Genomic DNA, 11,364 nt, shown 5'->3' on the forward strand with positions numbered 1-11,364 from the left:
GATGCGGATTATGTGCCATTTACATTAAAAAGTCAGGGGGGTGTTTCTTACCTAAGGGCCCGCTTTAAAAACGCAGGCAGAGGCAATTTATCTAGGAAACTGGAACCGCCTACCGATCTGACCGGAGGAAAATAGGCCGCATCTGGAAGTGCTGGAGAGCTATGCCTTGAAACTGGCAGGATCGACGGCACGGATGGTAGCGAGGCTGGCACTATTTGCGGCTGCGTCTGGTTCTGCGTTTGTGTCGTACTTGCGAGTATGGTTGGCAGGAGTCCGAGCGCCTGCGGCTTTACTATTGCAAAGATCGCCACTATCCAGAAAGCCAGCGCAATAAGGGGGATAAACATCCGCCAAACCGATCGGATAAATCCGAATACAACGCCCGCCGTTACCAGGAGGCCGAACCGTGCACGCCATTCAGGAATAGCCTGTTCAAGAGCGGCAGGGGCCAGCATGCTACCGATAGCGATTACTCCACACGCCAGAAGCGCCATCCCTAACGGTCCCGATAGGCCAGGACGATAGAACGGACGCATTCCGTAAGAGCCGTAATTTCTCATAGAGTTTGGTATCATAGGCACCTCATATTAAGTATCTATGTTGTGCCAGATAGTTCTAACGAAACGATCACAGAACGGTACGGATAGTTTAACTATTCACCCCTTCAGGGGTTAGTACAGAGTATCTACGTGAGCGATCGCTCTTAGTGATGCTGAATAGCTCCAATACTGTAGATGAGCGCCCTAAAAACCACCCCAAAACGAGGGTGGGGTGGGCTTATTACTGGTGCGCTTCGAACCAGACGATTGTTGCGGGGTCGCCATAGCCGTTGGAGTTGGAGTTGGAGTTTTGATTCGTGTTGGACTGGAGGTAGAGGTTGGTTGCGGGGTTCTTGTTGCTGTTCTTGTTGGTGTTGGTGTTCTTGTTGGTGTTAGTGTTGGTGTTCTTGTTGCTGTTCTTGTTGGTGTTGGTGTTCTTGTTGCTGTTCTTGTTGCTGTTGCTGTTGCTGTTCTTGTTGGTGTTGCGGTTGGTGTTGCTGTTCTTGTTGGGCGCGGGGTAAAGGTTTGGGTTGGAAGGAGGGTTGGCGTTGAGGTCATAGTTGGTGTTGGAGTTGATGTTGGAGTAGGAGTTGCCGTTGATGTTGAAGTAATAGTTGCAGTTCTAGTTGGAGTTGGTGTGCTGGTTGGTGCCGCAGTTGGTATAATAGTCGGTGCCGTGGTGGGAGAGGGCGCAGATGTAGGCACAGGTGAGGCTGTTATGTCAGTAGTCGGAGTAGGGGTCGGAGTCGGGGTTGGAGTGCTCGTGTCTGCAGGTGGGGTGGTCTGCGTCGCTGTTGGTGAGGTAGTTGGGGTTAGGGAGCTGTTGCAAAGGGCGCTAGCGGCAGCGACAACCCCAGCCGCATTAGCGATCGCGGAGGTAGCAACCTTGCCGCTTAAGGCCGGCGTTACAGTACCTGAATTAAGCAAGATATCTTTAAGCCCTCCAACCGAGAATCTGTTCGGGCACATCGACTGCGCCAACACTAAAAGCCCCGTGATCTGTGGTGCGGCCATCGATGTGCCGCTTAGGGTTGAGTAGGAGTTGGTGGGTACGGTTGAGATAATGCTCTCGCCCGGTGCCGAGATATCAACCGTGCTCGCTCCATAGTTAGAGAAGTACGAGAGGTTTCCGGCAGAGTTATTTGAAGCGACGGAGATTACATTGTTTGACGAGTAGCATGCTGGGTACGAGGGGGTTGTATCTGTATTCTGCGCAGCGTTCCCGGCTGCTGCTACAAACATGATGCCAGCATTCCCAGCATCCGCAATGGCGCTGGCAAGTACTGAATTATATGAACCTCCACCCCATGAATTATTACTGGCGATAAGATTTACGCCCCTATTTCTCAACATCGTTCCGTAGTTGATTGATTTAATGGCGTTAGAGGTGCTGCCGCTTCCAGTGGAGCTCAGGAACTTGCTCGCAATCATCTTGACGCTCCACGCTGCTCCAGCAACACCCACGCCGTTATTTCCCACAGCTCCAATAATGCCGGCTACGTGGGTGCCGTGATAGTGATCGTCCATCGGATCGCCGGAGTTCGTTATAGCGTTTATTCCATGCAGGTCGTCTATGTAGCCGTTAGCATCGTCATCGATACCGTTGCCTGCTACCTCGCCAGGATTGGTCCAGATATTTGCAGCGAGGTCTGGGTGAGTATACTGAATTCCTGTATCGATAACCTGTACAACCACCTCGGAGCTGCCAACGGTCGTGTCCCAGGCCGAGGTTAGATTCATCTGCGCTGGGCCATACTGCAGGTAGTAATAGGGGTCATTAGGCGCAACTGCGCTAGCAGAGATATCCGAGGCGAAGAGTGCAAAATTAGGGGAGCAGGTAACGTGACCCCCGATCTCCTTCATAACGCGACGCATCTTGGCCTGCCTACATGGATCGCGTTGACCGGTCAAGGGCAGGGGGGCGGCATCGGTAGCCTGTATCGTAACACCTGCTACCGGGAGCTCCTCAACTAGTACGATCCCCTTTGCCAGTTTGACGGAGCGCAGTCTAGCGCCCCGTACCCCCTGTAACTCTGAAAGATTAGAATTGATGCGATGTGCGGCCAGAGACGCTCCGCGCGATTTAAGGAGTGCCCCCGGGTAAACGTAACGCTCCTGGGCCACCGCTAGGATCGGAGCGAGCGTAAATAGCGCTATTAAGATACTCAAGATGGGGCGAAACGGCTTTAAATTCATTAAACCTACCAACCATAGAGTAAGTCGGCAGTTATTTGAATAAGATGAGGGTTTTTCGCTTAATTTTATCCCCGTTAATGGGGTGTAATCTAACGAAAGGGGGCCAGTTAAAGGGTACTTCATACGACTTTCCTCTATAGCGGCTAATCCGTTAAGGGGTTAGGTGCAAGGTGTGAGCCGATCTTAATTTGGTGATGGTAATGTGGGGGTTATCTGAGGGCGCGGCCTCTAAATAAGAAGAGGACTTCCGGTGCTGTGCAAATTATAGTGGCCCAGGGTCTGGGTATCTAAATTTTCTGTGTGCCCCCATCCAGTTTCTCGACACCGTCGTGCGCATAAACTATAGTCAGTGCCTTATCTATGCGGTGAACATGAAAGATCAACTGGTTATAGGAACGCGCAGGAGCGTGCTCGCCCTCTGGCAGAGCAGTTTTATTAGGGAGGCGCTTCAGGCTGCCTTTCCCGGGCTCCGTATTGAGCTTAAGTATATTATCACCACCGGGGATAAAACCCAGGATAGTAACGCCAGCATCCCATCTATCGGGGGCAAGGGGCTCTTTACCGCGGAGCTGGAGGAGGCCCTAGTGCAGCAAGAGATCGACCTTGCGGTGCACTCCCTGAAGGACCTCCCCACAACCATGGCAGCGGAGTTCGTTTTAGGAGCGATTACTGCGCGTGGCCAGGTTGCAGATGTGCTGATCTCAAGCTCTGGAAAGCGCTTGTCAGAGCTTCCAGCCGGAGCAGTTATAGGGACCTCAAGCCTAAGGCGCTCCTCTCAGATTCTGAGGATGCGTCCCGATCTAGCCCCTCTTCTTATTCGCGGAAACGTAGATACCAGGATTAATAAGGTGCAGGCGCATGGGGGTAAGTACGACGCAATCGTGTTGGCACATGCCGGTATAGCTCGCCTTGGGCTAGAGAGCCAAATAACGCAGGTATTTACCGATGAGGAGATGCTTCCGGCGCCCGGTCAGGGAGCCCTCACTGTGGAGTGTCGCGCAAACGATAGCGAGCTTTTGCAGATGTTAACTAAGCTACACGATCCATTGACCGCAGCGGCGGTAACGGCGGAGCGCGCGTTTCTATCTGAGCTTGGTGCGGGATGTAACACCCCGGTAGCGGCGCACGCTGTGATAGAGACAAGGGGTGTCGCTCAATATGTTGTTTTTAAGGGTCGCTGCCTCTCACACGATGGGGGGAATGTTGTTGAGGTAATGGGAGAGGCGCTACTAGGAAGTGAGACTCAGCTCGGCGAAAGGATGGCGCACGAAGTTATGGCGCGTGGCTTTAAGAGACTATGTGCTGCTTAGATATAAGCTAGACGGCGGGCGCAATCAGGTATTACTCTATACCGTATGCCTACTCTGCGACCCACGGTAATCATAACCCGTCCCGAAGGCACCTATGCCGGTGCAGATCGTTTGCGAGATCGGGTAGAGCAGCTCGGGTTCCGTGCCCTTGTGCTCCCTATCTTGCGAGTTGAGCAGCTCTCACTCACCCCGCTAGCTAAAGAGCTTGTGCGTAAGGCTCTAGCAGCGCCACACCAATGGATCTCTTTTTTAAGCCCCTCGGCGGTCTTTGTTTTTAAAAATGTGCTTGAGCGCATGATAAAGAGCACGGAGATCCCCGAAACTATCCTTATAGCTGCACAGGGCAAGGGAACAGCAGAGGCGATACAGGCGTGCTTTGGGCGCAGGCCCGATTTTCTTCCGACCATCTTCGTTGCTGAGGAGTTCGCAAATCAGCTCGCCGATTTTATGAGCGAAGATAGCGTTGTGTTCGTCCCGCAATCCGCCGACGGCAGGGATGTATTTGGGCCTACTTTGCGCGCGCGTGGATTTACGGTCGAGAGCATCGATACATATTGCTTGGTTGATGCGCCGCTTGCTGAAGAGCTATGGGCAAAGGTGCGTAACCTGAGGGGGCTCGATCCGTACATAGTCTTTATGAGCCCCTCTGCGGTGCGTGCTACGGTGCGCCTCTTTAAAGGTGAGCGGGCCCTTCTGGAGTCCTTCAGGATCATGTCAGTTGGTCCGGTAACTAGTAAGGTAGTTACCGAGCACGCCCTGCCGCTCTTTGCCGAGGCGACTGAATACTCAGAGGATGGGGTGATTGCGGAGCTAAAGCGAGTTGTTGCTTGAGGCGGGGCGCCCAGTTCTTACGCCTCACCCAATAGTTACCTATTCCTTGAAAAAATGGCGTAGTTAGCTATAGTATAGTTACAATCTTCTAACGGAGCCCCCCATGATTGATCTTTATGACCTGCGCGAGCGACCGGACGACTATCAGAAGGCGTGCGAGGATAAGGGCATAAAATTCGATGTAAAGGCATTTCTTGTGCTCGACGCTGAGTACCGCCGTACTAGGGGCGAGGTTGAATCGATGCGCGCTGAGCAGAATGCAGTTAGCAAAGAGATTCCGAAGCTCTCCGGTAGCGAGAGGGAGGCTAAGCTCGTGCAGATGAAGGGCTTGGCTGAAAAGGTAAAGGAGGGTGGATCTCAGCTTAAGGAGCTTGAGGAGCGTTGGAGCAAGCAACAGCTCCTCCTGCCGAGCGTTCCGCTGGCACAGGTTCCGCTCGGTAAGAGTGATGCCGAGAACGTTTCACGGCGCTCTTGGGGAACTATACCGACACCAAGCTTTGAGATCAGAGATCACGTTCAACTCGGCAAAGAGCTCGACCTCTTCGATATCGAGCGAGGTGTTAAGGTTGCAGGGGCGCGCAGCTACTTTCTTAAGGGCGATGGAATGCGGCTGCAGCACGCCATGATGAGCCTCTCGCTAGATGTGCTTCATAGGGCCGGCTACACCCTGATGGACCCTCCGCATATCGTTAAGTATGAGGCCATGGTGAGCACCGGATATTTTCCTGGTGGCGAGGATATGGCTTACCATTTGGATGAACGAGATGAGGGGCTGCATCTAATCGGAACCTCTGAGGTGCCTGTGGCCTCGTACCATAGTGATGAGATCTTAAGCCTGGAGGAGCTACCAAAGCGCTATGCAGGCTACTCACCGTGCTATCGTCGTGAGGCCGGAGCGTACGGCAAAGATACACACGGACTCTACCGTGTTCACCAGTTCTATAAGGTAGAGCAGGTGATCTTTTGTAAAGCCGATCCTGATGAGAGCATGAAGTTGCACCAGGAGCTGCTCGCTAATGCAGAGCAGATTATGCAGCTTTTAGAGCTTCCATATCGGGTCGTTGATGTCTGTACCGGAGATATGGGGCAGGGGCAGGTATATAAGAACGATATCGAGGCCTGGATGCCTTCACGCAAGGGGTACGGTGAGACCCATAGCTGCTCCTCGTTCTATGAGTTTCAGGCTAGGCGCTTAAATACTCGCTATAAAGATACAAACGGCAAGAACGTGTTCTGCCACACACTTAACAATACCTGTATCGCATCGCCGAGGATCCTTATTCCGTTCCTTGAGAATCACCAGAACGAAGCTGGCACGATTTCGATTCCGAAAGCTCTGCGCCCCTACATGGGTGGGCAGGAGCTGATTACGGCTAAGCGCTAACGCTGGGGGTGGGGGTATTATATAGTGTCGCTATTTATTGAAACGTTACGTGGTGTTCGACAGGATAGAACGCCTATCTGGCTAATGCGACAAGCTGGGCGCTACCTACCTGAGTACCGCGCCCTGCGTGAGCACAACTCTATGTTGCAGATGGTGATGACACCGGAGCTGGCCTGCGAAGTCACGTTGCAACCCCTGAGGCGCTTTCCCATGGATGCGGCGATTATCTTTGCCGATATCCTTACACCCCTGATCGGTATGGGAGCAGAGCTTGAATTTAAGCAGGGCGAGGGTCCCATAATAGATAATCCGGTGCGCTGTGCTGCCGATGTAGAGCGGCTGCGTTTATCGGACCCGCGCGAGAGCGTGCGGTACACCCTGGACGCTATTAAGCTCGTAGTGCAGGAGCTTGGTGCAAAAACGCCCCTAATCGGATTTTCAGGCGCGCCGTTTACACTCTCATCTTACCTGATCCAGGGCCAGAGCCCGGGGGACCTCAAGCATCTCAAGGGCATGATGGTTGGGGACCCAGAGAGCTGGCACGCTCTGCAAGAGAAGCTCGTAACGCTCTGTGTTGAGTATCTCGTAGCACAGGTTGAGGCGGGATGTAGCTCGCTGCAGATCTTTGATTCCTGGCTCGGGTATTTAGGACCCCGTGAGTATGAGCGCTTCGTAGAGCCGTATCTTACCAAGTTGGTTAATGGGGTGCGTGCGCGTGTTGATGTTCCAGTTGTGTTTTTTGCTACGGGTGTTGCAGGGATATTTCCACTCCTTGCAAAGCTTGATGTGCACGCCTTCGGAGTAGATTGGCGAGTTAGTATGCCGCAAGCCCTGCAGCTGATTGGCCGTGATATTCCCCTACAGGGTAACCTTGATCCGCAGCTCCTTGCTGGCCCCTGGGAGTATATCGAACGTTCCGTACGCGAGATTATGGCAGAGTCGGAGGTGCTTCCAGCGCACATCTTTAACCTTGGGCACGGGGTGCTTCCGCATACCCCTGTCGAGAACGTTGAGCGCTTAGTCGAATTGGTCAGAGAGTTTAAAGTAGGGGGCTAACGTTATGACGCACCTACTCGCCGTTACCTCGATAGCGCTCTATATAGTGGCAACGGTGTTGGTGCTGATACAGCTCTGGAGGCCTGGTAGAAAAGGGTTGAAGCAGCGCTTTGCACAGTCTCAACTGATACCCTGGACGTTCTATCTTGCGTTTGGGCTTCATACCGCCACTATCGGGTTCGTGTTTAACGATGCCCGATATCTTCTTCTTGATAACGGGGCGGATTACTTCCTGTGTGTCTCGTGGGGGCTGGCTGGCGTGTTCGCTTTTTTGCAGCGACGTCTTAACTACCCGATAGTCGGCGCGTTCGTTATTCCTGCAATCGTGCTCTTTATGGGGAGCTCCTCTTATCTGCTGCATAGCGGCGCAACCTCGTTATTAAACGCACCAGCAGCGCAAACAAATGAGGGGCTATTACTCTCTCTACTGCACGGGATTCCAGCGCTCGTGGCGGTGGTAAGCCTGGCGCTCGCCCTGGTTATAAGTGTGGTGTTTCTGATAGTAGAGTACCGCCTTAAACAAAGGGGTGTGGGGGCCCTAAATGTTGCTGGGCCGAATTTACAGTTTCTCGATCATCTTAATAGGCAATTGGCGCAGGTAGGCTTCGTTGCTATCTCGTTGGTGGTGCTCTCTGGGGGCCTCTGGGCCGTTAGCGCACAGCGGCCGATATTCTCGCTGGATACTTCGCTTATCTCGGGGCTCGCCACCTGGATACTTCTGGCGTTCGTTCTGCATGCACGCCTTGTTCTTAAGTGGTCACCACGGCAGGTCTCCCGTCTTACGGTGCTTATTACCGGATCGTTCTTTCTCTTCGTATTCGTAGTAATGATATGGAGCGGTCGGTTAACACACGCGAGTATCTGGTTGTGAGGGGAGTAGGGGATGAATAACACAATCGCTGCGTTCATACCCTCCTTGTTTTCTAACTCATTGGTGTATGACCCACCGGTTGTTCTGACCGGTGTGAGCTTTAGGACCCTTGATCTTAATGGACGCGAAAAGCTTGCGCGCCATGCCCCGCAGCCCGAGCACCTTGCACAGAGGATAGTTCAGGAGGGGTTAGCTAAAGAGGCGGCTGTTATTTCAACCTGCAACCGTTTTGAGATCCTCTCGGTGGGTGGAACGGGTGCGGGGATTCGCAGCTTATTTGAGTCCATTATTGGAGTGAAGGCTACTTCGCATGAGCAGCTTTATCAACTACACGATCAGCGCGCTGTTCGTCACCTCTACCGCGTATCGGCGAGCCTCGATTCGATGGTGCTCGGGGAGGCGCAGATCCTGGGGCAGGTAAAGCAGGCCTACCGCCAGGCGGTTCAGGCCGGGAGCATTGGAGCGCATCTTCATCACCTCTTTCAGAGCACGTTTAACGTTGCCAAGAAGGTGCACTCTCATACGGAGATAGCGCAGCACGGTGTTTCGGTAAGCTACGTTGCGGTGCGCCTTGCGCAGCAGATATTTTCTAATCTCGGCGATACTACGGTGCTTATTATCGGAAGCGGCGAGATGGCGGAGCTCTCCGCTCTGCATCTCTGTTCACATGGCTGTAAGCGTATCATCGTTGCTAATCGTACAGTGGAGCGGGCTGCGGAGCTGGCGGAGAGGTTCGGCGGTGTAGCGGTTGCTCTTGCTGATATTGAGCGCATATTAGACCAGGTTGATATAGTTATCTCATCGGTTTCGGTTGATCATCCGATCTTAACGCGCCGATCGATCAGTCTACGGGCGAAAAACAAGCCACTTTTCTTAATCGATCTCGGCCTGCCCCGTAATATTGCCCCCGAGCTCTCGGAGCTAGAAAGTATCTACCTTTATAATATAGATGACCTTGCTACCATCGCGACCGAGAACAGAGCGTTGCGTGAAGCGGCGGCGCAGGAGGCTGAGCTTATAATAGAGTACGGCCTGCTGCAGTTTGAAAGGTGGCGCGCTAAGGTTACAGCGCAGCCTGAGATAGTGGACCTACGGGCCAGGGTGCAGAGGATCTGTAGCGATGAGGTAGCGCGTATTGTTGCTAAAGATCTGAATATACAGGAGGAGCTCGCTACAAAGTTGGCCTACGCCATTAGCCAAAAGGTGGCACATGAATTGACCGCTCTTCTAGAGCAGCGCCTCGGTATAAACTCCGATCAGGAGCTAGGCGTGAGCACTGGAAACGCGGGTAGCTAGTCCGGCCATGAAAGGGATCGCCCACCTGATGCCTCTCTTGCTATTTTGGAGGACGGAGCTCCCAGGTGCTTCGCCCATGCGTGAGCCCTGGGAACGCCGGACTCTAGTCCGGCCATGAAAGGGATCGCCCACCTGATGCCTTTGAGGGATTAGCACAAATTATCTACGTGTGCGATCATCCTTAGTTTATGATGAATGGCTTACGCAGAACCTCGATTATTACACTACTTATAGCGCAGACCTTATATCTAGGAGAAGGTATGGCAGATACAAAGAAGATGAACGACGAAGAGCTTAAGAGAAAACTTACTCCGCTGCAGTACCAAGTTACGCAGCAGTGTGGCACCGAGGCCCCCTTTCAGAACGAGTACTGGAACGAGCATCGGGCTGGCATCTATGTTGATATCGTCTCGGGTGAGCCCCTGTTTAGCTCGCTTGATAAATTTGACTCCGGTTCCGGCTGGCCTAGCTTTACGAAGCCGATTGATGGAGTTGGTGTAACGGAGAAGGTTGATACGAGTCTCGGGGTAAAGAGGACTGAGGTTCGCTCTAAAGGTGGAGATTCGCACCTCGGGCATGTTTTTCCCGATGGACCGGGAGCTAATGGACTCCGTTACTGTATTAACTCAGCAGCGCTTAGGTTTGTTTCGGTTGAGCGGCTCGGTAGCGAGGGATATAGCCAGTACACGGGGCTCTTTAATAAACAGGCAGCGGCGCCTGTGTCTGAGGAGGTAGCACTTCTTGCCGGAGGGTGTTTCTGGGGGGTAGAGGAGCTTATTCGTGCGCAGCTGGGCGTAATCTCAACCGAGGTTGGATATACTGGTGGAAGCCTTGCCTCTCCAACCTATGAGAGGATAACAACCGGAATGACCGGGCATGCGGAATCGGTCCGCATAGTTTTTGATCCCGCTAAGATTTCATACGCAGAGATCCTGAAGCTGTTTTTTAGATTACATGATCCTACGACCATGAATCGCCAGGGTAACGATAGCGGAACGCAGTACCGCTCAGCTATCTTTTTTGCGTCACCTGAGCAGCAGAAGATAGCCGAAGAGGTAAAGCGCGAGGTCGATGCTTCGGGCCGGTGGAAAGCACCCGTGGTTACCGAGATAATTGCGGCAACAACCTGGTATCCAGCAGAGGAGTACCACCAGGACTATCTTCAGAAGCATCCAGATGGTTATACCTGCCACTACTTAAGAAAGTAACGCTCTAAGCTATGTACCTAGTCTAAGCAGGATCTGCTTTGCGATAATTGAAAAGAGGGTACGGAGCTCGTTGGCGTCTTGGGTTGCGAAGTATTCGCCCTGAACATCGGCAGTAGTTTTTTTGTTGTTGCTGCCTGGTTTATAGCATGCCGGCAGTGTTTCGGGGCAGGTCGATGAGGTATTGGTGCGTTTTTCAAAATCAAACTGGCCATCAGCTGTTATAACACCATTCGTAAGCGTCTCAGGATCAAGCGCAACGCGCGCAAGAAAGTTATCCTTGCGTATCAGTGGATTATCAACGTTTTCAAATGGATCGGAGCTGGCAGCCCCAGGATTCCCTACACCGATAGTGTATACGGTCGCGGGCGCTGCGAGATTGCTTCGAATATAATCCGCAGCCTCTATAGCGCAGTAGTAGGGGAGCTTTGCATAGTTAAGATTGGTATTAGTATTAGTACTCACGGCATGGATTGGCACACCTCTAACACTAGCCGTCCCACCTGTCCCAGGTATATTAAAGTTAAGGTTTGAGAGGCAGCCCTTAATTGGGACAACGGGGGGGGTGGGGGCATTAAAATTAAGTATTGCGGGATGTTGAGCTGAAACACTGTAAGCCTGTCCACAAACCTCTGAGCTGGTAGGCCAGATACCGGTAGTAGAGCTGATTATATGA

Annotated in this window: 10 protein-coding genes; 7 read left to right on the forward strand and 3 right to left on the reverse strand. The window is 52.7% G+C overall.

Annotated features, from left to right (window positions below; all coding sequences use genetic code 11):
• Positions 1–47: 47 nt before the first annotated feature.
• Both NTV65_09050 and NTV65_09055 read right to left on the reverse strand, forming a co-directional pair.
• Complete coding sequence (locus NTV65_09050; GenBank protein MCX6115342.1) at positions 48–575, reverse strand: hypothetical protein; 528 nt, start codon at positions 573–575, stop codon at positions 48–50.
• Between the two features lie 168 nt (positions 576–743).
• Positions 744–2,735 (reverse strand): S8 family peptidase, encoded by a 1,992-nt coding sequence (locus NTV65_09055; GenBank protein MCX6115343.1) that lies wholly within the window; start codon positions 2,733–2,735, stop codon positions 744–746.
• 371 nt (positions 2,736–3,106) lie between these two features.
• Here NTV65_09055 and hemC point away from each other — a divergent pair, with 371 nt between their 5' ends.
• The 7 genes from hemC to NTV65_09090 all read left to right on the forward strand — a co-directional run bounded on the left by hemC (position 3,107) and on the right by NTV65_09090 (position 10,691).
• Positions 3,107–4,045 (forward strand): hydroxymethylbilane synthase, encoded by a 939-nt coding sequence (gene hemC, locus NTV65_09060; protein MCX6115344.1) that lies wholly within the window; start codon positions 3,107–3,109, stop codon positions 4,043–4,045.
• Between the two features lie 45 nt (positions 4,046–4,090).
• Positions 4,091–4,876: a uroporphyrinogen-III synthase gene (locus NTV65_09065; GenBank protein ID MCX6115345.1), complete on the forward strand. Its 786-nt coding sequence runs from the start codon at positions 4,091–4,093 to the stop codon at positions 4,874–4,876.
• A 103-nt stretch (positions 4,877–4,979) separates the two neighbouring features.
• Positions 4,980–6,260, forward strand: a complete 1,281-nt coding sequence (gene serS / locus NTV65_09070; protein ID MCX6115346.1) for a serine--tRNA ligase — start codon at positions 4,980–4,982, stop codon at positions 6,258–6,260.
• Between the two features lie 24 nt (positions 6,261–6,284).
• Positions 6,285–7,316, forward strand: coding sequence for a uroporphyrinogen decarboxylase (gene hemE / locus NTV65_09075; protein ID MCX6115347.1), 1,032 nt, complete (start codon positions 6,285–6,287; stop codon positions 7,314–7,316).
• A gap of 4 nt (positions 7,317–7,320) precedes the next feature.
• The gene (gene ccsA / locus NTV65_09080; protein ID MCX6115348.1) at positions 7,321–8,187 is read left to right on the forward strand and encodes a cytochrome c biogenesis protein CcsA; all 867 of its coding nucleotides are present in this window, start codon (positions 7,321–7,323) and stop codon (positions 8,185–8,187) included.
• A gap of 12 nt (positions 8,188–8,199) precedes the next feature.
• On the forward strand, positions 8,200–9,483 hold the full coding sequence (gene hemA, locus NTV65_09085) for a glutamyl-tRNA reductase (GenBank protein ID MCX6115349.1): 1,284 nt from the start codon (positions 8,200–8,202) through the stop codon (positions 9,481–9,483).
• Positions 9,484–9,743: 260 nt separating this feature from the next.
• Positions 9,744–10,691, forward strand: coding sequence for a bifunctional methionine sulfoxide reductase B/A protein (locus NTV65_09090; protein ID MCX6115350.1), 948 nt, complete (start codon positions 9,744–9,746; stop codon positions 10,689–10,691).
• 9 nt (positions 10,692–10,700) lie between these two features.
• Here NTV65_09090 and NTV65_09095 read toward each other — a convergent pair.
• The coding region (locus NTV65_09095) for a hypothetical protein (GenBank protein MCX6115351.1) at positions 10,701–11,364 on the reverse strand (664 nt) is incomplete at its 5' end.

It is taken from the genome of Pseudomonadota bacterium (genome assembly GCA_026390555.1).
In the GTDB taxonomy this organism is placed as follows: Bacteria; Bdellovibrionota_C; UBA2361; order UBA2361; family OMII01; genus OMII01.

Bases quoted from the DNA above. Each gene is read 5' to 3' on its own strand.
- NTV65_09050 (MCX6115342.1), bottom strand. From the start codon at position 575: ATGATACCAAACTCTATGAGAAATTACGGCTCTTACGGAATGCGTCCG.
- NTV65_09055 (MCX6115343.1), bottom strand. From the start codon at position 2,735: ATGAATTTAAAGCCGTTTCGCCCCATCTTGAGTATCTTAATAGCGCTA.
- hemC (MCX6115344.1), top strand. From the start codon at position 3,107: ATGAAAGATCAACTGGTTATAGGAACGCGCAGGAGCGTGCTCGCCCTC.
- NTV65_09065 (MCX6115345.1), top strand. From the start codon at position 4,091: ATGCCTACTCTGCGACCCACGGTAATCATAACCCGTCCCGAAGGCACC.
- serS (MCX6115346.1), top strand. From the start codon at position 4,980: ATGATTGATCTTTATGACCTGCGCGAGCGACCGGACGACTATCAGAAG.
- ccsA (MCX6115348.1), top strand. From the start codon at position 7,321: ATGACGCACCTACTCGCCGTTACCTCGATAGCGCTCTATATAGTGGCA.
- hemA (MCX6115349.1), top strand. From the start codon at position 8,200: ATGAATAACACAATCGCTGCGTTCATACCCTCCTTGTTTTCTAACTCA.
- NTV65_09090 (MCX6115350.1), top strand. From the start codon at position 9,744: ATGGCAGATACAAAGAAGATGAACGACGAAGAGCTTAAGAGAAAACTT.